Genomic DNA, 21,300 nt, shown 5'->3' on the forward strand with positions numbered 1-21,300 from the left:
GCGAAGGGCGTTCCGCTCGCCGTTGCGGCCCCGGGCGCCCTCCGCCCCATGTGCAGCCCGGGCATGCCGCCCCGCGCCGTGGCGCACCCGGTGACCGCGGCGATGAGCAGGACGGCGAAGGCCGTCCGCAGGCCACCGCGTCGGACATCAGCCACTGAGGGACGCAGCGTTCGGGCCCTCCGCGACGGGGCCGACCTCTCGGTGCCGTCGTCGCGGACCGGGCCTTCCGGTCCGCGGGCGGCGTCCGAGCAGGCGCCGGAACAGGCGACAGACGGCTGGAGGACTACGAGTTCGGTGGTGGCGCCCGCCGCCGTCCTGCGCGTGAGGTGGAACATGCTTTCCCCCTGGGGAGTATGACCGGGTGGCGGCGGCCCGCAGAGCCGGGCAACGTTCCGGCACCACACCGATCGACAACGGATGGGTCGGGTGAATCTCCTGGCCGGCATGTCGTGCGAACGAAGAGGCCTCACAGACACCGCAGTTCGCCGACATGCACCAGGTGGGAAGAGTCCGCAGGCCCCGATCGAACCCGCCCTGTCGCGCGCCTGTGACACTCCCGCGACCCTCCCGCCACGAGCGCCTCATCCCGCGAGCCCGCCCAGCCAGCGAACGGGCGCCGTGGCGACGTTGGCGGCCGTGGCGCCGCGGCGCCGGAGCTGGTACCGCCCGTCGAGCTGAATGAGGCCAGGCAGATGCTTCAGGCTGTGCAGTCAGGTCGGCACGCGGCGACGTCGTGCAGTTGCCGGAGGCGCTGACCCGTCCGACGGCCCGGTGCCTGCCCTCTGCGTCCGTCTGGAACCTCACGACGTCGCCCTCCGCCGCCCTGTCCTGGAGGAAGGCAACGTTCTGCACCCGCGCCGTGTCAGCCCCGATCTAGGTTGCCCACAGGCCCTCCGCGTCCTGAGGGAACTGACAGTGGCCACGACATACGTTCTGATCCCATTGCTGTGGAGCGTCACCGGCTGTGCTATCGATCAGTCCGTGTGGAGGATCTGCAGGTGGAGAAGGCCGAAGCCGGCGCGCCCGTATCCGTCCCTTCTTGATCCGTTTAACCCTGTTTACGTTTCCCTCGACGCGGCCGGAGTTCCACTCCATCGTTAGGCCGGCGGTGACGGCCTCGAAGTCCTGGCGGAGGCCGCGGGCGAGGCTGGACAGGGAGGGCGGCGTCGGCCCGTTCGAGCCGGTCGGCGAGGTTGTGCCCTTCCGCTCGGTCATCGTCTCGGTGAAGGTGCGCACGCAGGTCGCGAGGCTGTCCAGCTCCGGGCAGTCGGACAGGAGCTTCTTGAGTCTGCGGGCACCGTTCCCCTTCGAGGCGCTCGGGATGGCTGGCCAGCAGCTTTGTCACCTGGCGGACGGCCAGTTCCTGGCTCACCCTGGGAGCGGGCTGGCCGCCGGCGCCCGGAGGGCGCCACCGGCTCGTCCCGCTGTCGGTCGGTGCTCCCGAGACCGTAGATAACACGTCGGTAACGAGCCGGGACGGGGGGCGGCGTGGACCTTCTTACTGGCAGCCGGCTCCTACCGAAGCCAGATGTGCGTGGGAGAGCGGGGAGGACGTATCCGCTCCACCGCTTGTCGCAGGCCACCGCGTTGCAAGGCCACCGTCACTTTCAGCTCCAAGGATGGTTCATGTCCCAGCGTCACAGTCACAGCCGTCGCGTCGGTGCACTTCTTGCGGCCGCATTGGTGGTGGGAGGCGTGTCCGTCGCCCCCACTGCGGCTGCGGAGTCCACCTCCATCCCCTTCAGCGACGGCTTCGAGTCCGGCAACACCGGTATGTGGCCCCGCAAGGGCATCGACGGCAGTGGCGCGGTGGACGTCGTGGCGGCACCCGGTGGACACGCGGGCAAGGCTGTTCGGTTCACCATGCCCGACCAGGGGAACTCCTACCGCACCGAGATTGCCACCAGCCGCCTGCCGTACGGCAGCTACCGCTACACCTTCTCCAACTACCTACCGCAGGACTGGATCTCCTTCGGGGCCCAGACCATCGTGTCCCAGTGGCACGGCGGGGAGGGCACTACCCCCGCCGTCGTCCTCGCGGTGAGGGAGGACCGGTGGATAATGATCGTCCACTGGACCGTCGGCGCAGGGCCCCTGAACGAGATCAAATATGATCTCGGCCCCGTACGGCTCGGACACTGGAACCAGTGGTCCTTCGACATCACCTGGTCCACCGCGACGACGCCCGGCTCCATCACCGCCCGGCTCGACGGGGCCCAGGTGGGATCCCACCAGGGCCCCAACAGCTACAGCCAGACCACCAACGCTCCGCACCGCGATACGGTCCCTTATCACAAGATCGGGCTGTACCGGCCGAACTGGAAGGCCGAGAAGGGGTATGTGAACGGAGGGACGCCGCCCGTGGTCATCTACTACGACGACATCTCCATCACCCCCATCTCCCCGGCTTCCGGCAACCCGACGGCTGTGCCGTCCTCTGCCGCGTCGGTCCCCGCCACATCCTCGAAGCCCATGTCGTCGTCCCCGTCCGCCCGATCCTCCGCATCGGGGTCGGAGCAGGAGCCGCCCTCGGCGCAGCCTTCCACGTCGGCCCCGATGAACGGATCGGCAGCGCCCGGGTCGCCGTCCGAATCAGCGGACGAGGTCCTGGCCGAGAAGGACACGGACACGGACACGGATAACAACGACCGCGCCCTGGCGCAGACCGGCTCCTCCAACAGCACCCCGGCCGTCATTGCCGTGGGCAGCGCACTGCTGATCGTCGGACTCCTCGTGATCTACCGGGTCCGCCTGAGGAAGGCAACCCGCCGGACCCACCGCAAGGCCCTCTGATACTCAGTGAGGCTTCTCTACTCGCCCTGCTCCTGTTGCAGACCGGACTCTGACCAGCCTGGCGAAGGCTGGCATTCCAGCAACCTCTGGCTCCCAGCGAAGGGCACCACCAAACGGGCCTTCGAGGCCTCGCTCAACCGATCCGGCGCCCGAACGCCACCTCGCCCTCTGCCCGCCGTGCCGGCAGGAGGTCGCCGGATTCCGCACCACGCTCGCCCGCCCGGGCTGCGCCGAGGCGAACGGCCACCACCCGCGCAGGAAGCGGCACCGCAACCGCCGTCTGGTCCGAGATCCGCGACCGCGCAGCCTTTCTCGCCGCCGACCTCCCCGCCCTTCCCGCCGGAGGGGCCGCCGGTGCGCAGGCTTGTGCGGGCGTGTACCCCGGGTGGGTGAGTCGGCCGTGCGGCCCTGGGGCTGCACGTCGGCGGCGCTGCGCAGCGGATCGGGACGCTCCGGGCGGCGCGGAGGTGGTGGGGAGCGGTTGCCGACGGGGCCGGGAGCGGGCCGAATCGGTGACGGGCCCCGCATGTCAGGGACCGGCGGGGCAGGCGGTGGACGACCGCTGAATCGACATGGAAGTGAGTGCAGCGATGAGCAAGGTTCAGGAATCGATCGACGTGGACGTGCCGATCAGCATGGCGTACAACCAGTGGACGCAGTTCGAGACCTTTCCGCAGTTCATGGACGGTGTCGAGGAGATCACCCAGATCGACGACCGCCACAACCACTGGAAGACGAAGATCGCCGGGGTGAAGCGCGAGTTCGACACCGAGATCGTCGACCAGGTCCCGGACGACCACGTCGCCTGGCGCACGACCAGCGGGGACGTGAAGCAGACCGGGATGGTCCGCTTCGAGCCGATCGACGCGAGCCACACCCGGGTGATGATGGAGATGGACTTCCAGCCGGGAGGTATGGCCGAGAAGGCCGCCGACATGGTCGGCATGCTGGACCGGCAGGTGAAGGGCGACCTCAAGCGGTTCAAGCACTTCATCGAGGAGCGCGGCACCGAGAGCGGCGGCTACCGCGGCCGGCTCTGACACCTCACCAACGGTCCCGTCTGCTGTGGCAGGCGGGACCTTGGGCTGTCGCGGCGCCGCTCCGCCTGCCGCCCCCCATCACGGACAGCGCCGACGGCACGGGCGCCGGCTGCAACGACGTGCGCCCCGCCCGTGGACATTGCGGGCCTGCCGTGCCCGATGGCGGTTCGGTTGAGCCGGCGCCCGGGCCGGCCTGGTGGGTCCGGGTCTGTCCTCCCGGAGACCGGCCGTCCGGGTCAGCTGTGGCCGCGGGCGGTGGTCGGTGGGCGGGGGATTGTTCTGCGCAGGGCGTAGAGGTCCTCGACGGTGGCTTGCTCGGCGAGCTGTTTCAGCAGGCGGCGCAGAACGCGGTCGTCGTGGTCGTGGACGGCCTCGGCAGTGCCGCGCAGCAGTGGTTGCGGGTCGGAGCGGGGTTCCATGGTGGGGTTCGGCCTCCTTCCGAGACAGGGGGCGGGGATGCCGGGGCGGTTCCTCGGCCACCTACGGGCGCCCGTGTGTGCGTCGGGTGGGCGGGAGGCGGTGACGATTCGTCCCGACGGCGGGTACCGACCCGGGATCAGGGTTGTTCGTCGTCGGGCCATGTGTGGGTGTCGCGGGGCCGGACGTAGGGTTCCTCGCCCTTCGGCAGGCCGCCCTCGATGGCGCGTCCACGGGAGAGTTCGGCGTCGAACTCCAGGCCGAGGAGGATGGCGAGGTTGGAGATCCACAGCCACACGAGGAAGACGATGACACCGGCCAGGGTGCCGTAGGTCTTGTTGTAGGCGGCGAAGTTCGCGACGTACAGGGCGAATCCGGCGGAGGCCGCCAGCCAGAGCAGCACGGCGAGCAGGCTGCCGGGGGAGATCCAGCGGACGCCGCGGTCGCGGACGTTGGGTGCGGCCCAGTACAGCAGGGCGATCATCAGCACGACGAGGAGCACCAGGACCGGCCACTTGGCGATGGACCACACCGTCAGCGCGGTACTTCCCACACCGAGCGCTCTTCCGACGCGGTCCGCGAGCGGGCCGGTGAACACGACGATGACCGCGCTCGCCGCGAGGAGCACCATCAGGAGCAGGGTGAGCCCAAGGCGCAGCGGGGTGGTCTTCCAGACGGGGCGGCCTTCGCGGATGTCGTAGACGGCGTTGGAGGAGCGGATGAACGCCGCGACGTAGCCGGAGGCCGACCACAGGGCGGCGGCCAGGCTGACGATCATCAGGATGGTGCTGGTGCCGCTGTTGTTCTGGAGTTGGTCGACGGCGTTGCGCAGGATGTCGCGGGCGGGGCCGGGGGCGAGTTTCTCCACGTTGTCCAGGACGGTGTCGGTCGCCGACTTCCCGACGACGCCGAGCACGGACACGAGGACGAGGAGCGCCGGGAAGATCGCCAGGACGCTGTAGTAGGTCAGGGCGGCCGCGCGGTCGGGGAGCTCGTCCTCCAGGAACTCCTTGCCGGTGCGGCGCAGGACCGCCCACCATGAGCGCCGGGGCAGCTCGCCGAGCTCGTCCGGGGCGGCTTCCTCCACCTGCCGGCTGGGCCCCGGGGGGCCGTCCCGCTTCTCATCACTGCTCTTGCGCCTGCGTCTGAACAGGGATCCCATACCGGACGTCTATCCTCGTCCGCTGCAGTGAACCAGGACTCCGGCGACTGGTGGGGCGTTTCCGCCTCCCCGGCTGGACGTCGCACGGCACGGCAGTGGCCTGATCCGGCCCGGGAGCACCGGGTGCTGCCCTCGGTTGGGGATCGCGAACCAGTCCTCTGGACGGCGGTTGCGTGTGCTTCGAGAGCTGGGGCGTACCCGGTGCGCGGCCTCGACGCGCTGACCGGACGTGCCGTGGCCCCGACGGCACGAGCAGGACAAACGTGCCCCGCCTGAGTGGCAGGGGCGCCGGCGGAAGGTCCGTCGTCGTTGTCCGTTCCGGCTACGGACCCGTCTCCGTGCTGTGCCGGTCGGTGCCCGGGGCGGCGTGCCGGTGTTCCCTGACCGCCATCCGGGCGAGGTTGCCGAGCAGCCGGCGGTTGCGGAGGTGCAGCAGGAGTTCGCTCGGCGGCCCCTGGAGCCGCGCGCCGGGGCCGGTCAGAGGGTGTTCGTCGAGGAGGACCAGGGTGTTGTCGCCCCAGGGGAGGAGCGTGAACGCGATGCGGGCGGCGCCGAAGGGGTCGGCTTTCGCTTCGAGTTCCAGACGGGTGCCGGGCTCGCATATCCGCACCGTGCAGCTGTCGTTGACAGTGAGCGGGCCGAGGCCGGCCCGGTAGTGCAACGCGGCGCCCACGTTCGGCCAGTCGGGGTCGGCGTGGTCGATGTCCTGGGTTCCGACGACCCACTCGGCGTAGCGGTGGCCGTCCGCCAGGACGTCCCAGACGGCGTGCGGTGGGCATTCGACGAACTGCTGGCGCCGTGCCATACGGTTCCTCCTCCGTGCGCGTTGTGCCGGACCGTGGCTCGGGAGCTGTGGCCGGGTGGTCGTCAGTCGTGCCGTTCGCGGGGGCCGGAGAGCATGCGTTGGGCTGCCGCGAGGCCCGGTGAGAGCACGCGGCCCGCCAGGAGACGGTGCGAGCGCAGGGCCGCGCGGGCGGCGTTGGCTCCGCAGGCACCGTGGACGCCGCCCCCGGGGTGGGCGGACGACGAAGCCAGATAGAGCCCGGTCACGGGCGTTTCGGGGCGGCCGGTGCCCGGCACCGGCCTAAAGACGAGCTGCTGGTGGAGCGCGGTGGTGCCGCCGTTGATGGCGCCGCCGACGAGGCTCGGGTCCAGGGACTGCAGCAGGGGCGGGGTGAGGATGCGCCGGGCGGCGATCCGGGCGCCGAACCCGGGGGCGAAGCGCTCCACCTGCTGCTCGATGCGTCCCGCCATGGCCTCGGCCTCCCGGGAGTCCCACCGGCCGGTGATGGCGTCGGGGCCGAGATCGTCCGTGATCGTCTGGGGGACGTGGGTGTAGGCCCAGGCGGATTGGGTTCCGGCCGGGGACCGTGCGGGATCGGCGGTGGTCATCTGCCCCAGGAGGAGGAACGGCCGCCGGGGGAGTCGGCCGGTGGTCAGCTGCTGGGCGTAGTCGCTCAGCTCGTCCATGTCGGCGCCCACGTGCACGGTCCCGGCTGCGGCGGCTGCGGGCGCTGTCCAGGGGACGGGGCCGGCCAGGGCCCAGTCGATCTTGACGGTGGAGAAGTCCCACTGGAAGCGCCGCAGGTCCGCCGGCATCCGGGCCGGGAGGTGCTCCCACCCCACCAGGGTGCCGTAGAGGGCGGGGGCCGGGACGTCCGCGAGGACCGCGCGACGGGCCGGGTGCGCCTGGCCGTCGGCGGTGCGCACCCCGAGCGCGCGGCCGCCGCGCACGACGACCTCCACCACGGGGACGTTGCAGTGGATGCGGCCCCCCAGGGCTTCGAGGCGGCGTACCAGCGCGTCCGTCAGGGCGGCGGCGCCGCCGATCGGAACGGGCCACCCGACCTGTTGGCCGAGCATGGCCATCAGCCAGCCGAACGCCGAACTGCCGACGCTCTCGGGCATCAGGTCGGCGTGCAGGGCGCACCCGGCGAGCAGCAGGCCGGCTCCCGGTTGGGTGAACTCCTCCTGCGCCAGGCGGCGTACCGGCAAGGTCAGGAAGCGCAACGCTCGCAGTCCGCCCGCCGCCCGCAGCCGCGCGGCCGTCGCGGCGCCGGACCTCACCGGTGGGAAGGGGGTGAACAGCGTTCGCAGGAGGTGCGGGTCCAGGTCGTCCCACAGCCGGGAGAGCCGCTGCCAGGCCTCGGCGTCCGCGCCGCCGAAGGCGCTCGCCAGGTTCGCGCACGTCGTGGCGGCACCCCGGTGCAGGGTGGCGCAGCGGCCGTCTGGCATCGGGTGGGCCAGCACGGTGGGTGCCTGGGTCCAGCGCAGTCCGTGACGTTCCAGGTCCAGGGCCCCGATGGCGGGGGAGGCCACGGCGAGGGGGTAGAAGGAGCTGAACACGTCGTGGACGTAGTCGGGGTGGACTCCCCGGTCGCTGCGGACGGCGCCGCCGGGTTCCGGTTGGCCCTCCAGGACGTCGACCTGCCAGCCGGCGTCGGCCAGGATGTTGGCTGCCACCAGCCCATTGGGGCCGGCGCCGATGACGATGGCATCAGACATGAGGCTCCCTTGCGACCTCCCCGTCCAGCACGCTACCCGCGCTGCCGCGGTGCGGCTTGTCGGGGGCGGGCATCGACGCCGGTGGGTGGTGGGCGGGCGCGAGGACGACGGCGGTGTCCTCGGCCAGTTCGGCGAGTGGGACCTGGTGGGCCCGGGCGTAGGCGCGGAAGGCGGCGAACGTGTCTTCGAGGGGGAGTTGCCAGCGTTCGGCGAGGATGCCCTTGGCCTGTTCGATGACGATCCGGCTGGTCAGCGCGTACTGGAGCTGGCCGCGTTCGAGCTCGCTGTCGTCGAGGGTGCGCTGCTGGAGGATCGCGAGGGTGGCGACGTCCGCGAGTGCCTGGGCGAGCACGACGTCGTCCGCGCTCAGCTGTCCGGGCGTGCTCTGGAAGAGGCCGAGGGTGCCGATCACCCGCCCGCGCAGCCGCACGGGGATCGCGTGGGCGGCCACGAAGCCGACCTGTCGGGCCTGGGATGCGAAGGCCTGCCACTCGGAGGCGACCTTCAGATCGGTGAGGTCGATGGCGACGCGCGCACTACCGGTGCGGTAGCAGCCGACGTACGGGCCCTGGTCGTGCTGACGGGCGAAGAGCTCCGGCATGTGCGTGCGCTCGTCCGAGGCGGCGATGGTCATGAGCCTGTCCCGTTGTTCGGCGAGAGGACCACGTGGTGCTCCTCGACGCTCTCCAGGACTTCCGCGTGGAGTTCGGCGCGGAGCTGACCCGTGAACGCGTCATCGAGGGTGGCCTACTGAAGCCGGATGCGATTGGCCGTGTTCCTTTCGGACAGGCGCCTGTCAGCCGCTCGGCCGGGGCGGTCACCCGAACCCGGGAGTTCGCGATGGGCAAGATCTTGTACAAGCCACTCGGGCTGTTGTTCGGCTCCTTCGGAGGGGTGGTCGCGGGTGCAGTCCTCAAACGCCTGTGGCGTCTGGTCGGGCACAAGAACGACGCCCCGCAGGCCGGCGACCGCGACCGCACCTGGCGAGAGGTGCTCACCGCCGCCGCCCTCCGAGGAGCGGTGTTCGCTCTCTTCAGGGCCGCGATCGACCGTCGCAGTGCTGCCGGCGCTCGCCGCCTCACCGGCGCCTGACCCGGCTTATCCCGTGCACCCGCCGCACGACGGCCCCGCCGACACAGGAAGGCAGCCCGATGAACGAGTTCGACCGTGAGCGCGCCCACCGCAAGTCAGCCGACCTGTCGCACCTGAAGGACGAGGTCGACGAGAAGAACACCGACCACATCGACCGGGTGCGGCAGAGCGACGACACCCGCCGCACCGACCCTGAACGGGACGCCGCCGAGCAGCCGCCGCAGGCCCAGGCGGACTGACGGCACGGCAGCCGGGTCGGGCCCGGGCGTCACGGGCCGCCCAGCCGCCCCAGCGGGGCGCGGCCACCGCCCGGGAGGTCCCGCGCGCGGTAGCCGCCCGGCTGCGCAGCTGCCCCCACGCCCGGGCGAGCTGCGACAGCTCCGGGGGCCTCGCATGTACCCGAGGCTCTCCTCAGTTCGCGGAGGCCGGGAATCGTTCCCAGCTGCGGTGGACGCTGAGCAGGTCCACGAGCAGGGGGATGGCGTCGGCGTCCTCGGTGGCCGTGATCACGCCGGGTGCCTGTGGGTCGACTCCCGCTGCCACCCAGAGTGCGCGGGTGTCGGCGAGGCCGGCGATCGGTTTGGCGTGCCGCCAGGCCTCGTTGACGAGTAGGGCGGCGCGGGAGTCGAGCGTCTGCTGCCCGCCCGCGACGGCGCCGGACTTGGCATCCCTGGCCCCGCGGTCGTCGGCGCCGGGCGCGGGCGCACCGACCACCAGGAGCGCGTCGAACTCGACGGACCGTGCGGCGGCGTAGGTCCGCTGCACGGCGAGGCCGTCGGCCAGGGGTGCCCCGGTGGGGGCGATGACCAGCGGCAGCAGCCCGGCGTCGAGGGCGGCCTCCCGCAGCTGCCGGACGGTGGAGGGGTCGCTGGCGGCGCCGGTGACGATGCCGAGCACCCGGCCGGTGGTCGGCCAGCGCTGTCCGACCTGGGACAGGGCCGGGCTCGGCGCGACCTCGACGCCCGTCCCGCCGGCCGCCTGCGGCGCGGGCAGCCCGAGGCCTGCGGCGACCTCCTGGCAGAGCACGTCGTCGACCTCCGCCAGGACGGTCAGCACCCGTTCCCTGATGGTCTGCTCGTAGACCTTGGACAGTTCGAAGGTGTAGGCGGCGATGACGTGCTCTCGCTCGACCGGGCTCAGGCTGAGCCAGAACAGGCGGGGCTGGCTGAAGTGGTCGGCGAACGACGCGGGGGGCTCGCGGACCTTGGCCGCGGCGGCGATCGGAGTGGGGAAGTCGATGAAGGCGTGCTCGCCGGGGCCGGCGAGGAACGGGCAGCCGCCGTCGAGGGAGTTGGACTTGTAGGGGGCGACGCCGCTGTGCACGGCGTCCTGGTGGAAGCCGTCGCGGAGCATGTCGTTGACGGGGGCGTGGGTGCGGTTGATCGGGATCTGGGCGAAGTTCGGGCCGCCGAGGCGGCTGATCTGGGTGTCGAGGTAGGAGAAGAGCCGCCCGGCGAGTAGCGGGTCGTCGGTGACGTCGATGCCCGGCACCAGGTGGCCGACGTGGAAGGCGACCTGTTCGGTCTCGGCGAAGAAGTTGGTCGGGTTGGCGTTGAGGGTCATCAGGCCGATCGGCCGTACGGGGGCGAGCTCCTCGGGGACGAGCTTGGTGGGGTCGAGCAGGTCGATGCCTTCGAAGGTCTGTTCCGGCGTGTCGGGAAAGGTCTGGATGCCGAGCTCCCACTGCGGGAAGTTGCCGGTCTCGATGGCGTCGGCGAGGTCGCGGCGGTGGAAGTCGGGGTCGACACCGGCCAGCAGCTGGGCCTCCTCCCAGACCAGGGAGTGCACGCCGGCTCCGGGCTTCCAGTGGAACTTCACGAGCGTGGTGACACCGTCGGCGTTCACGAGGCGGAAGGTGTGGACGCCGAAGCCCTCCATCATCCGGTAGGAGCGGGGGATGCCCCGGTCGGACATGTTCCACAGGGTGTGGTGGGTGGCTTCGGTGTGCAGCGAGACGAAGTCCCAGAAGGTGTCGTGGGCGCTCTGGGCCTGCGGGATCTCCCGGTCCGGGTGCGGCTTGCCGGCGTGGATGATGTCGGGGAACTTGATCGCGTCCTGGATGAAGAACACCGGGATGTTGTTGCCGACCAGGTCGAAGACGCCGTCGGTGGTGTAGAACTTCGTCGCGAAGCCGCGGGTGTCGCGGACGGTGTCGGCGGAGCCACGGGAGCCCAGCACGGTGGAGAACCGCACGAACACCGGTGTCTCGACGCCTTCGGCCAGGAACGCCGCCTTGCTGACGCCTGTGGCGGTGCCGTAGCCGCGGAAGACGCCGTGGGCCGCGGCGCCCCGGGCGTGCACGACGCGCTCGGGGATCCGCTCGTGATCGAAGTGCATCACCTTCTCGCGCAGGTGGTGGTCCTGCAGCAGCACCGGCCCGCGCGGGCCGGCTCTCAGCGAATGGTCGGAGTCCGGAAGCCGTGTGCCGTTCGCCGTGGTGAGGTAGCCGCCGTTCTGCGACGCGGCGTCTGCGGGGGCGCCGGTGTCCCGGCCGGTCGGAGAGAGCGCGACCGGCGCCCGCTGGTCCGCCTTGGGCGGCAGCGGTGCCCTCGGGTAGGTGGGCTCGGCCACCGGCGGCGGCTCGACGCCCGGCGCGCCGGGCACCTCGACCGTCGGCCGGCCCCCGTGCACGGCATCGGTGACCGCCTCGACGATCTTCTTCACCGGTCCGGGCTTGTCCATCATTCCTCCGACGCAGCGTGTGGTGCCCTGGGCTGTGATCCATGTCGGGGTACCGCAACCGCGGGCCTATCGATTCCGTACGAACGACTGACTGGTGGGACGGTCGTGCTCGAAACGTGCCTGCCCCAGCCGACCACACCCGTGCACGGTCGGCGCGGCGGGCTGCGGGTGCCCCAGCTGACCACGAGGCATCCCACCCGCCACGGGAGGCGGCGGCTCGTCAAGGGCTCCGTATACCCCCGACAGGGGGACAAGGCCCCGGGAGGAGCGATGCTGGGCTGATGAGGGCACCAGGACCCGGACTTCCCGCCGTCGGGGTGGAGGAGGACTGCTTCCCCGTGGACCCGGTGTCGCGCGACGTGGTGCCTGCCGGCGCCCGCGCGGCGGCTGCCCCTGCACGCGGAGACCACCTCATCGAGCAGTACCGCCCCTCGGCACCGTCGTCCTCGCCCCCCGGCCGATCCGTTCCTCCTGCCGCCTGCACTGCTCCGGCCGGCGCGAGTGTGTCGAGGGGCGCTGGACGGGCAGACGCCGAGTATGTGGCTGCTGAGAACGCCTGGTGTTTACCGTGCGCAGGAGGACAGCGAGCTGTTGATCGCGAGCCTGGGCCGCGAGCGGCTTCGCGAGGGCGACGAGGTGCTCGACCTCGGTACGGGCACGGGCGTCGTGGCCCTCGCGGCGTCCGGTACCGGAGCCCGGGTCACCGCGATCGACGTCTCCCGGCGCGCCCTGGCCACCGCGTGGATCAACGGTGCTCTGAACGGGCGGCACATCCACGTGCTGCAGGGCGATCTGCTGGAACCTGTTCGTGGCCGACGGTTCGATCTGATCGCCTCCAACCCGCCCTATGTGCCGGCCGCCGGAACCGCACTGCCCTCCCATGGCCCTGCGCGGGCCTGGGATGCCGGGCCGGACGGGCGGGCCCTGCTGGACCGGATCTGCCGCACCGCCCCCGGTTTCCTTGCGCCGGGCGGGGTCCTGTTGCTGGTGCACTCCTCCTTGTGCGGGGTCGGGGTGAGCTTGCGGGCCCTTCGGCGGGCGGCGCTGCGGACCGAGGTGGTTGCTCGACGGCGGATCCCGTTCGGTCCCGTCATGTCGGCGCGCGCCGACTGGTTCGAGGAACGGGGGCTCGTTGCTCCCGGGGTCCGTCACGAGGAGTTGGTGGTGATCCGCGGTGTCCGCCCCGAGTAGCCGGCCCTGTGCGTCCGCGCGCGTGGTCATGCCCGCCGATGTGGGGCCCGTGCTGGTGAGCGGTCCGGTCGAGATCGTGCTCCCGGACGGCACGGTCGAGGTCTGCGAGCGGCCGGTGGTGGCGCTGTGCGTCTGTCGACGCAGCCAGCGTTACCCGTTCTGCGACACCAGCCACCGCCGTCGCTCGCGCCCACCGGCGGAACCTGCGCGGGAGGGGACACCGCCGGACCCCGGCTGACACCGGGAGCGCGGGCGGGTGAGGGTCAGGCGGCTGCGGGGGTGCCGAGCGGGGCGAGCAGAGCGCTACGGCCCTGCTTCCAGCGGGTGAGGGCGTGGTGGGCGAGGCGGTCGTCGAGCAGGGTGCTGGCGGCGAGGCCGAAGGCGATGTCGTCCTGCAGTTCGGGTTCGTCGGCCAGGAGGGCGTCGATGACGCCGTGCCGCATCAGCTGCTCGTGGACGGCGTCCGCCTCGACGTGCTCCAGGTAGAAGCGGGTGCCCGCAGGACCGGCACCGAGCCGCTCCAGTGCGGCGGCCAGGCGCGCGGACCCGGGCGAGGAGCTGATCTCGACGCCGGCGAACTGTCCGACGAGGGCGCCGCGGTGCACACGGTGCAGGGCGAACAGGGACATCAGGTTGACGACCGCCAAGGCGGGTGCCGGCGCGTGGTCCAGGTAGTGGCCGTAGCCGCGGTCCAGACCGAGGTCGGCCATCATCTCCGCGAACAGCCGGGAGTGGGTCCGCTCGGCCCGGCCGGCGCCGTACTCGTCGTACTGCACTGCCATGAGAGCGGCTTGGGCGGCGCCGTGCAGCCGGGGGACGACCCAGCTCTGCGGGTCGGCTTCCTTCAGGTGGTAAAGAGACCGCAGGGCCAGGTACTCGCGAACCTGCCACCGCTCACCGTGGCGCAGCAGGAAGTGGGACGGGCCGTCTCCGTCCGGGGGCTCGATCAGGAGGTCCCGGAGCTGGTCCTCCAGCGGCGGCACCGCGCCGATCTCGGCCCGCAACGCCTCCAGGAAGGACTGTTCCAACTGCGCGCGCAGGCCCAGGATCCTTGGATCCCACTCCCATCGGGCGTCCACACCCGCGAAGGATCGGTAGTGGAGTTCGTAGCAGAGGTACAGCGCGAGTTGGGGGTCCTCGCTCCAGGCCGAGGTCGCCGGCGCGCCGCCGGGCACCTCGCCGGCCCCGGCATCGGGGTCGGTGGTCAGCAGGGCGACGAGGTCGCTGGTCAGCGGGCCGCGCGGTTGCGGGAGGCGAGGGCCGGGGCCGGTGGCGGTGACACCCACGGTGAAGACCTCCAGGAGAAGTAGTGGCTCGGGGTGCGCCTACCCCCGTGGGGGTGTCCGACGCGTCGTCGTCGCCTGCCCGCCCGGGGGCTCAGTTGCAGGACGCAACATTTGGGACCGCCGCCGGCTTTGGCGAGTTCCGAGACGTCGAGCGCGACGGGTCGGTACCCGTGATCGGCGAGACGCCGGGCAAGGGAGCGAGCTGCTGCGGGGAGGAGGACGTGGTGGCCGTCGCTGATGGCGTTCAGCCCGAACTGCACGGCATCCCGCTCCTCGACGCGCAGGGCGTCGGGGAAGAGTTCCGCCAGCCGGCGTCCGCTGGACGGAGAGAACGCGCCGGGCCAGTACATGATCTGCTCGTCGTCCAGGACGGCGAGGGCGGTGTCGAGGTGGTAGAAGCGGGGGTCGACGAGTGTCAGCCCGATCACCGTGCGCCGGAGGTAGTCATGGGTCTCGGCGTGGGAGGCCCGCGTGGTGCGGAACCCGTTCCCGGCGAGGATCACGCCGGCCACCAGCAGGTGATCGCCTTCGCCCTCGTTGGTGTGCTCGGCGCGGCGGACCTGTTCGGTGCCGCGGCCGCGGAACCACGTCTCGTACGCGTCGGCCTCGGGGGCGCGTTGCGGATGACGGAAGGTGGCGATCAGCGCCTTCCCGTCCACGACGGTGGCGCCGTTCGCGGCGAAGACCATGTCGGGCAGCGACGGCAGGGGCTCGATCAGCTCGACGCGGTGGCCCAGGCGTAACAAGGTCCTGCGGATGGTGTTCCACTGGTCGGTCGCGAGACGCCGGTCCACCGGGTGTGTCGGCACCATCCAGGGGTTGATTGTGTATTCCACCCGGAAGTGGGTGGGCGGGCACATCAGGTAGCGGCGTGGGGAGGCGGTGCGAGCCGAGCCGTGGGGCTTTGCCCTCATGTCGTTCTGCCTTCGCCTGGCCTGGTTCGCGCATCCACAGCACCACGGTGCCCGACAGAGGGCCGGGACGCGCGCCGGCCGGAGCAGCGGGGAGCCCGCCGTCATGCACGCTCTGCAGGTCGGTGGCCCGGCTCGGGTTCTCCGAGGCGCCGTCCGGCGCGGTCGCCTGGCACCGTGACGGATGCCGGAAGGGGGCCTCCGCGGAGGCTTCGGTGCCCGGCACATCGCGACGCGGGCGTGTCCCGGCGGACGGAAGCAGGCGTGCGGTGAGACCCAGCAGGCGGGTTGTGGTGGCCGGAGCGACGCCCTGCAGGGTGATGGCCACCCGGGCCGCGGGGGTGAGAACGATCTCGGGCCGGCGCAGTTCGGCCGCACGGACGATCGCGTGGGCGGCGCGTTCGGCGTTCATGGACAGCACGGGCAGCGAGGCCGCCGCGGCGAACGAGCTGCACTCGGCGCCGGGTCGGCCGTGGAAGCGCGCGGCGGTGTCGGAGCCGGTCCGCATCAGGCCGGGCAGGACGGCGGTGACGCTCACATGGGTACCGGAGAGTTCCTGGATGATGCCCGCGTTGTTCACCAGGATGTCCAGAGGGCCGAAGCTGGCGTGTACGGCGGCCAGCAGGCGTTCGGGTGCGCCGTCGTCGGTGTGACGTCACACGCACAAGCAGGTCCGCGCCCGCGTCGAGCATGTCTTCGCGCGGATCTGGAAGATCCTCCGCGACTGCCGCCTCGAAGGCGAAGGCGTCCACACCGCCATGCCTAGAATCTCGGACTTCCCATCCTGATCGCCGCGGCAATCGTCGCGGTGGCCGGGATCCTCACCAACACCGGTGCCGCGCACGAGCTCACCAACGCGTTCACCGTGTTCGGACACCACATGACCGGCTCCACGGGCACACCGTTCCTCTTCGGGATCATCGTCGGGGCGGCGGGCATGCTGGGGCTCGCACTCCTCCTGACCGGCGCGCGCCGCACCTCGCGCCGAAACGCCGAAGCGCGCCACGGACTGCGCGACTCCCGCCGTGAGGCGGAGGCGGTTGCCAAGGACCGCGACGACCTCGCCGAACAGCGCGACACCACCACGGGTGCGGCGGCGGGGACGCTGCCGCCCGTGGGCCGGACTCCCGCCGGGCCGAGGCCCGCGGTCACCCGGCCGCAGGGCGGCGAGTCGCTGGGCGATGACCCCGCGGTACAGCGGCAGCCGGCCAGGAGGTCGAGGGCGACGGGCACGCCATCCGGTCCGCCAGTCAGGCCTGACCCTGGTCGGCGCCGGTGACGTCGTCCCTGTAGTGGGGCAGCGTGTCGATCTCCTCGCGCAGCGCCTCCGTGATCCAGTCCACGACATCGGCAGGCATCCGCACGGTGCGCAGCTCGGTGTTGTGCCCGGTTCCGATTGTCACCTGCACCCCGCTGTCCGTTCCCGGGACGCCGACCCGTTCCACGAAGTCCTCCAGGACCTCGGCGAGGTCGGCAGCCGCGGCGGCCAAGGGCCTGGACGAGACGCTGCGCCCGTTCGCGGACACACCCGTCGGGCCCGTGCTGCTGATCGCCGCAGCGATCGGTTTCCTGCCTCCTTCTGCGAAGCCAGCTGGCACAAGACGGCTCAACAAGTCAGAGCCGCCCGCGCGATAGCGGCAGGCGTGCCGACAGAGCAACCGACCCCGTTCCGGGCACCGGAGTACACACCCGGGCCCGCCCGAGCAGCACCGACAGCACGCCGATCCACAACCCCTCGAAAGGGGGACCCGGCCCCACCCGCCACCGCTGCGGCCGGCCCACCCAAGCCCGGCAGGCCGCTCGCCGCGCCGCTGGCACAGCGACGGCATCGACCGTGGTACTCAACACCCATGCCGAAGAAGCCCCCCGACCCCGAGGTCCGACCGTCCCTGCTCGGGCGGCTGCGCCGCAGGGTCGGCCGTTCACCGGCCGGGCGCGGGTGGAGGCGGGGCAGCGCCCTCGAACTGTGGCAGCGGGCGCTGGGCTTCGCGGCGCTCGGCTTCCTCACCCTCGTGCCGCTGCTGATCGTCATCTCAGCGGCCGACCCGGCGAACGGGCAGGGCTTCGCACAATGGCTGGGCGAAGGACTCGGCGTGTCGGCGCCCTCCAGGAGCAAGGTCGAGCAGCTGATCGCCCTGCCCGGTGAGACGCTGCGGACCACGACGGCCTTCAGCGTCGCCGCCCTCGCCGTGTTCGGCCTGTCGTTCGGGGCGGCGGTGCAGACCACCTACGAGAAGATCTGGGACCTGCCACCGGCCCGTTGGTGGGCCAGGTGGCGGCACGTCGTGTGGCTCGCCGCCCTCATCGGGCTCCTCCTCCTGTCCGCCACCACCACCCTGTGGCGACAGACCCCGGCCGGTGGCGTCGCCGCGGTGCTGAGCGCCGTCCTGTTCCTCTGGTGGTCGCAGCGGATGCTGCTCGGCGGACGGGTCCAGTGGAGCGCCCTGCTGCCGGGAGCCGTGGCCACGACGGCCGGGCTGCTCGGCCTGAGGGTCTTCTCCCGGCTCGTCTTCTCGCCGCTGATCGCCACCAACACTCTCGCCTACGGACCGATCGGGACCGTCCTGGTCATCCAGTCCTGGCTGGTCGGCGTCGGCGCAGTCGTGTACGGCGGCGCACTGGCCGGCCGCCTGGTCCACGACGAATATCCCCGCGTGCCAGGTGCGCTGAGACGACGACGGTGAGGCCTGGACCGGTCCCGGATCACACCACCTTACCGAAGCAGGCACCGTGACCGCCGCTCAGCACAACGCACCGGCGTCCGCTGCGCCCGGATCAGACGGTCGGGGTACTCGAAGGTCTTCTGATTTCCCACGGCCTGACAGATGACCGGAAGTGCACTCGGCTGCTGTCCTGCCGCGCTGTCCCGCCGTGTGGGTGGCTCCTGTCACGCGGGTACCCGGACGGCTGCCTGGTGGCCGACTGCCGGGCTGTGCTGTGGTGCGTCCGGGGCGGTCGGTGCGTGCCGGTGGCCAGTCGGGCCGGAGCTGTTCCACGTGGGGGCTCGTGCTGGTTGTTTCGGTGGGATGGTCGGAGGGTCCGCGGGCGTGGGGAAGGACTGCGGGGGCCAGGGCTGGTGGGCCAGGTCGTGGCGGAGGGCGTCGAGTCTGGCCAGGCAGGTGTCGATGGTGGCGATGGCGGCGCTGCTTTGCTCGCGGATACGGCGTTCGATGGCGGCGAGCCGGTCTTCGATGTGCTGCCAGCGGTCCTCGGCGGTGGCGGGGGGTTCAGGTGCGTCGTTGGTCACTGTCATGGCGGAGGCGTTCGGTGCGGCGGGTGAGGTCGTCGAGGCGGGCTGTGAGGTCCGGGTGGGCGGGGGCGAGGTGGGGTCGCATGCCGGCGAGGGGCGATATCAGGGCGGCCGGGTCGGGGGCGCCGAGGGCGGTGGTGAGCGCGGTGAGGGCAGGGCGGGCCCGGAGGGTTAGGCCGGGTGCGGCGGTGATCTGTGCGGCGAGGACGCGTAGATCAGCGGCGTTGTCGCGGGCCCAGGCGGTGACGGCGCGTTCCGCGGCCCGGTGGTCGCGCACCGCCTTGACGCGCTCTGCCCCGGTCGCGGCCTCTTCGGGTCGGCTGGTGGCGGGCCGCAGGCGCAGGTAGCGGTTCTCGGCGGCCTGTCGGCTGGCGACTCCCATGGGTTGGGCGAGGTCGGCCCAGGTGGCGCCGCCGGCGCGGGCGGTCTCCACCAGGCCCGCCTCCCAGCCGGCGAGCTCGGTGCGCAGCTCGCGCAGCAGCACCAGAGCGGCCAGGGCCGGCTCCGGCCCTTCGTCCGGCGCACCGGTATCGGGCGGGGCGATGGGTTCGCCGGTGATCTGTGCGGTGCGGACGGCGTCGTCGATGGCGGCGAGCGCGGCGGCGGCGGCGAGGAAGGACGCCGGCCCCGTCGGTGGGCCGCCGGTGGCGGGCGCGTCGGACCGCTCTCCCATGGTGTCACTCCTTCAGCGACTCGGGTGTTTGTCATTGGATGGATGACATGTTAGAACGGATTCAGGTGAAGCGCACTGGCTCCCACAGCCCGACCACCTGGAGGTGTTTTCCATGCTGATGCGCACCGACCCGTTCCGTGAGCTGGACCGTCTGGCCCAGCAGTTCCTGAGCACGACCGGCACCTGGTCGCGCCCGACCCCGATGCCGCTGGACGCCTACCGCACCGGCGACGAGTACGTGATCTGCTTCGACCTGCCGGGGGTGGAACCGGAGGCGATCGACATCGACGTCGAGCGGAACATGCTGACCGTCAAGGCCGAACGCCGTCCGCGCCGCGAGGGCGAGGGCGTGAAGTGGGAGCTGTCGGAGCGCCCGCTCGGCGTGTTCTCACGCCAGGTCATGCTCTCCGACACCCTCGACCCCGAGGGGATCACCGCCGACTACGACGCCGGCGTGCTGACACTGAAGATCCCGGTCGCGGAGAAGGCCAAGCCCCGCAAGATCGAGATCAGTCAGAGCGGCGGCCGCAGGCAGATCCAGGCCTGACCGGATCCCCGGACCGCTGTCCCGCACCGCCAACCCCCGGGCCGTGCAGGACGGCCACCCGGCCGGCCGGCCCCACAGTCCCCGCCACACCACGCTGCGCGGGCCGGGCTGGCAGCGAGGGACGCCACGCGCGACCTGGGCCAGGCGCCCGCCGTGGTCCTGTCGCAGGTGACGTTCATGGACTGTGTGGGCCCGAGCGCTCTCGTCCACGCCCGCAACCGGGCCGACCGGTGCGGCAGGCGCCCGGTCCTTCGCTCACCCGCCTGAACCGGCGTCTGACCGGTAGGCCCTGACCGGGCGCCGGCGGTTCGCGCCGGCGCCCTGGACGTGGGGAGACCCGCTGTGACTCTGCGATGGGAGGCGTTCCTGGAGGAGGTCCGGGAGCGCGGTGAGTACGACACACCCCGGGAGGCCGAGCGGGCGACGCGCGTCGTCCTGGCCCTGCTCGGCGCCCACCTGGTCGGCAACGTGCGCGCCGGACTGGCCGCCCGTCTGCCGGAGACCCTTGCCCTGATCCTGCTCAACCCGTTGCCCGCTGCCGAGCCGCTCAGCCCGGACAGGTTCGTGCGCGCGACCGCGGCCTGGATCGAGGGCGCCACCGAGCAGACCGCCCTGTGGGACATCGGCGCGGTCCTCAGCACGACGGCCGACGCCGCCGGCGACGACCTCACCGAGCGCATCCTGCTCCAGCTGCCCCCGGGCTACCACCTCCTGTTCGGCCGTCCCCAGCCCGGCCACCGCCCCTGAACCTGTCCGCGCCGCCACCCGGCCGGCCCGCCCCGTAAGGCCACCGTCATGACCCAGTACCGCCTCCTTCTCCAGCAGGTCCGCACCCTCGGCCGCTACACCGACGACGAGGAAGCCGAACGCGTCCTCCACGCCGTCCTGGCCGCTCTCGGCAGCCAGCTCACCGGCGAGGAGCGCTGCGACCTCGCCGCAGCCCTGCCGGAGCGGGCCCGCGCCACCTTCGCCCTTCAGGCCCAACTGCCCGAAACCGTCGCCGCACCCGCCTTCGTCGAAGCCGTCGCCCGGACCCTGAAAACCAGCCTCACCGCAGCCCGCTGGGACGCCTCCTCCGTCCTGGCCGCGCTCACCAACCTCGTCGGCGACCGACTCACCGACCGCCTCCTCGCTCACCTGCCTCGCGGCTACGCGCTCCTGTTCGGCCGCGCCGACCTCACCGTCGCGGCTTGACCAGGGCGGGCACGACCGGCGCCGGGCCGTTCTATCCGTGCTGTCCGGCCGACGTCGCCGCCGTGCCGACCGACGACGAGGGACCGCTACCGCCCCCACCGGTACCCGGTCCGAGCTCGGCCGCCACGGTGGTGCGCCGCGACATCCACGCGGGCAAGGTGCGGCCGGCCCAGCCCTGCCGGGCGCGCGCAGACACCGGCACCGTGCCGGCGCTCGCCTGCCGACCGGGCATCGGCCCCCTCGCCCCTGCCGACCAGGGCGAGCGCGCTGCGCACCGGTCACAACGCCAGGCACAGGATCGACCTGAACGCCTGGTCGGGCTCCCTGCGCGGTTTCGCTCGGTCATCGGCCGCGCGCGGCGGCGGCTCCGGAGCCGCCGCCGCGCAGCGGAGAGTACCTCACATGCGGCAGCCCCAAAATCTATACTCGCTGGAGTAGACATTGCTCGTGGGCGGGTCTACTGTTTCCCTCGTAGGCAGCAGTCGGCGATACCGGCCAGACACGAACTGGCCGGGGTACATGCACGGAAGTTCACAGGTCGGTGCGGCAGTCGAGTT

The 21,300-nt window shown here is 71.9% G+C and carries 23 protein-coding genes; 11 read left to right on the forward strand and 12 right to left on the reverse strand.

Features of this window, described 5'->3' with window-relative positions:
- Positions 1–147: 147 nt before the first annotated feature.
- Entirely contained in the window at positions 148–873 is a 726-nt protein-coding gene (locus ACIOFR_RS28695) for a DUF4265 domain-containing protein (protein WP_401002196.1), read from the reverse strand.
- Positions 874–1,569: 696 nt separating this feature from the next.
- Between ACIOFR_RS28695 and ACIOFR_RS28700 the strand changes: the two genes are divergently transcribed.
- Both ACIOFR_RS28700 and ACIOFR_RS28705 read left to right on the forward strand, forming a co-directional pair.
- Positions 1,570–2,793: a polysaccharide lyase gene (locus ACIOFR_RS28700; protein ID WP_401002115.1), complete on the forward strand. Its 1,224-nt coding sequence runs from the start codon at positions 1,570–1,572 to the stop codon at positions 2,791–2,793.
- A 590-nt stretch (positions 2,794–3,383) separates the two neighbouring features.
- Positions 3,384–3,833: an SRPBCC family protein gene (locus ACIOFR_RS28705; protein ID WP_401002116.1), complete on the forward strand. Its 450-nt coding sequence runs from the start codon at positions 3,384–3,386 to the stop codon at positions 3,831–3,833.
- A 236-nt stretch (positions 3,834–4,069) separates the two neighbouring features.
- Here ACIOFR_RS28705 and ACIOFR_RS28710 read toward each other — a convergent pair whose 3' ends face one another.
- The 5 genes from ACIOFR_RS28710 to ACIOFR_RS28730 all read right to left on the reverse strand — a co-directional run bounded on the left by ACIOFR_RS28710 (position 4,070) and on the right by ACIOFR_RS28730 (position 8,551).
- Positions 4,070–4,252, reverse strand: a complete 183-nt coding sequence (locus tag ACIOFR_RS28710) for a hypothetical protein (RefSeq protein ID WP_401002117.1) — start codon at positions 4,250–4,252, stop codon at positions 4,070–4,072.
- Positions 4,253–4,389: 137 nt separating this feature from the next.
- Positions 4,390–5,412 carry a YihY/virulence factor BrkB family protein gene (locus tag ACIOFR_RS28715; protein ID WP_401002119.1) on the reverse strand — a complete coding sequence of 341 codons (1,023 nt, stop codon included), beginning with the start codon at positions 5,410–5,412 and terminating at the stop codon, positions 4,390–4,392.
- Between the two features lie 322 nt (positions 5,413–5,734).
- Entirely contained in the window at positions 5,735–6,217 is a 483-nt protein-coding gene (locus ACIOFR_RS28720; RefSeq protein WP_401002120.1) for an SRPBCC family protein, read from the reverse strand.
- A 62-nt stretch (positions 6,218–6,279) separates the two neighbouring features.
- Positions 6,280–7,917, reverse strand: coding sequence for a phytoene desaturase family protein (locus ACIOFR_RS28725; protein WP_401002121.1), 1,638 nt, complete (start codon positions 7,915–7,917; stop codon positions 6,280–6,282).
- Positions 7,910–8,551, reverse strand: a complete 642-nt coding sequence (locus ACIOFR_RS28730; RefSeq protein ID WP_401002122.1) for an ANTAR domain-containing protein — start codon at positions 8,549–8,551, stop codon at positions 7,910–7,912. The genes ACIOFR_RS28725 and ACIOFR_RS28730 overlap by 8 nt, the downstream gene beginning before the upstream one ends.
- Before the next feature lie 35 nt (positions 8,552–8,586).
- Here ACIOFR_RS28730 and ACIOFR_RS28735 point away from each other — a divergent pair, with 35 nt between their 5' ends.
- Both ACIOFR_RS28735 and ACIOFR_RS28740 read left to right on the forward strand, forming a co-directional pair.
- Complete coding sequence (locus tag ACIOFR_RS28735) at positions 8,587–9,009, forward strand: DUF4235 domain-containing protein (protein WP_401002123.1); 423 nt, start codon at positions 8,587–8,589, stop codon at positions 9,007–9,009.
- 59 nt (positions 9,010–9,068) lie between these two features.
- The gene (locus ACIOFR_RS28740; RefSeq protein ID WP_401002124.1) at positions 9,069–9,248 is read left to right on the forward strand and encodes a hypothetical protein; all 180 of its coding nucleotides are present in this window, start codon (positions 9,069–9,071) and stop codon (positions 9,246–9,248) included.
- 172 nt (positions 9,249–9,420) lie between these two features.
- Here the strand turns inward: ACIOFR_RS28740 and ACIOFR_RS28745 are convergent, their stop codons facing one another.
- On the reverse strand, positions 9,421–11,691 hold the full coding sequence (locus tag ACIOFR_RS28745; protein ID WP_401002125.1) for a catalase: 2,271 nt from the start codon (positions 11,689–11,691) through the stop codon (positions 9,421–9,423).
- A 537-nt stretch (positions 11,692–12,228) separates the two neighbouring features.
- Between ACIOFR_RS28745 and ACIOFR_RS28750 the strand changes: the two genes are divergently transcribed.
- The gene (locus tag ACIOFR_RS28750) at positions 12,229–12,882 is read left to right on the forward strand and encodes a HemK2/MTQ2 family protein methyltransferase (RefSeq protein ID WP_401002126.1); all 654 of its coding nucleotides are present in this window, start codon (positions 12,229–12,231) and stop codon (positions 12,880–12,882) included.
- Positions 12,883–12,910: 28 nt separating this feature from the next.
- On the forward strand, positions 12,911–13,120 hold the full coding sequence (locus ACIOFR_RS28755; RefSeq protein ID WP_401002127.1) for a CDGSH iron-sulfur domain-containing protein: 210 nt from the start codon (positions 12,911–12,913) through the stop codon (positions 13,118–13,120).
- Positions 13,121–13,145: 25 nt separating this feature from the next.
- On the opposite strand, the gene ACIOFR_RS28760 is transcribed toward ACIOFR_RS28755, so the two are convergent.
- The gene (locus ACIOFR_RS28760) at positions 13,146–14,168 is read right to left on the reverse strand and encodes an iron-containing redox enzyme family protein (protein WP_401002128.1); all 1,023 of its coding nucleotides are present in this window, start codon (positions 14,166–14,168) and stop codon (positions 13,146–13,148) included.
- Positions 14,111–15,307: a dimethylargininase gene (gene ddaH, locus ACIOFR_RS28765; RefSeq protein WP_401002129.1), complete on the reverse strand. Its 1,197-nt coding sequence runs from the start codon at positions 15,305–15,307 to the stop codon at positions 14,111–14,113. Before ddaH ends, ACIOFR_RS28760 begins: the two co-directional genes overlap by 58 nt.
- Before the next feature lie 580 nt (positions 15,308–15,887).
- On the opposite strand from ddaH, the gene ACIOFR_RS28770 reads away from it, so the two are divergent.
- A complete protein-coding gene (locus tag ACIOFR_RS28770; protein WP_401002130.1) occupies positions 15,888–16,358 on the forward strand; it encodes a hypothetical protein in 471 nt (156 codons plus the stop codon).
- Here the strand turns inward: ACIOFR_RS28770 and ACIOFR_RS28775 are convergent.
- Positions 16,330–16,569, reverse strand: coding sequence for a hypothetical protein (locus tag ACIOFR_RS28775; protein WP_401002131.1), 240 nt, complete (start codon positions 16,567–16,569; stop codon positions 16,330–16,332). The two genes, ACIOFR_RS28770 and ACIOFR_RS28775, sit on opposite strands and share 29 nt — an antisense overlap.
- 360 nt (positions 16,570–16,929) lie before the next feature.
- Between ACIOFR_RS28775 and ACIOFR_RS28780 the strand changes: the two genes are divergently transcribed.
- Positions 16,930–17,763: a YhjD/YihY/BrkB family envelope integrity protein gene (locus ACIOFR_RS28780; RefSeq protein ID WP_401002132.1), complete on the forward strand. Its 834-nt coding sequence runs from the start codon at positions 16,930–16,932 to the stop codon at positions 17,761–17,763.
- A 203-nt stretch (positions 17,764–17,966) separates the two neighbouring features.
- On the opposite strand, the gene ACIOFR_RS28785 is transcribed toward ACIOFR_RS28780, so the two are convergent.
- Both ACIOFR_RS28785 and ACIOFR_RS28790 read right to left on the reverse strand, forming a co-directional pair.
- Positions 17,967–18,332 (reverse strand): hypothetical protein, encoded by a 366-nt coding sequence (locus ACIOFR_RS28785; RefSeq protein ID WP_401002133.1) that lies wholly within the window; start codon positions 18,330–18,332, stop codon positions 17,967–17,969.
- Complete coding sequence (locus tag ACIOFR_RS28790) at positions 18,307–19,002, reverse strand: hypothetical protein (RefSeq protein ID WP_401002134.1); 696 nt, start codon at positions 19,000–19,002, stop codon at positions 18,307–18,309. The genes ACIOFR_RS28785 and ACIOFR_RS28790 overlap by 26 nt, the downstream gene beginning before the upstream one ends.
- Before the next feature lie 112 nt (positions 19,003–19,114).
- On the opposite strand from ACIOFR_RS28790, the gene ACIOFR_RS28795 reads away from it, so the two are divergent.
- The 3 genes from ACIOFR_RS28795 to ACIOFR_RS28805 all read left to right on the forward strand — a co-directional run bounded on the left by ACIOFR_RS28795 (position 19,115) and on the right by ACIOFR_RS28805 (position 20,743).
- On the forward strand, positions 19,115–19,549 hold the full coding sequence (locus tag ACIOFR_RS28795; RefSeq protein ID WP_401002135.1) for an Hsp20/alpha crystallin family protein: 435 nt from the start codon (positions 19,115–19,117) through the stop codon (positions 19,547–19,549).
- A gap of 342 nt (positions 19,550–19,891) precedes the next feature.
- Entirely contained in the window at positions 19,892–20,296 is a 405-nt protein-coding gene (locus ACIOFR_RS28800; RefSeq protein ID WP_401002136.1) for a DUF2267 domain-containing protein, read from the forward strand.
- Positions 20,297–20,344: 48 nt separating this feature from the next.
- The gene (locus ACIOFR_RS28805; protein WP_401002137.1) at positions 20,345–20,743 is read left to right on the forward strand and encodes a DUF2267 domain-containing protein; all 399 of its coding nucleotides are present in this window, start codon (positions 20,345–20,347) and stop codon (positions 20,741–20,743) included.
- The last annotated feature ends 557 nt before the right edge of the window (positions 20,744–21,300 follow it).

This window comes from Kitasatospora sp. NPDC088346, assembly GCF_044740765.1.
In the GTDB taxonomy this organism is placed as follows: domain Bacteria; phylum Actinomycetota; class Actinomycetes; order Streptomycetales; family Streptomycetaceae; genus Kitasatospora.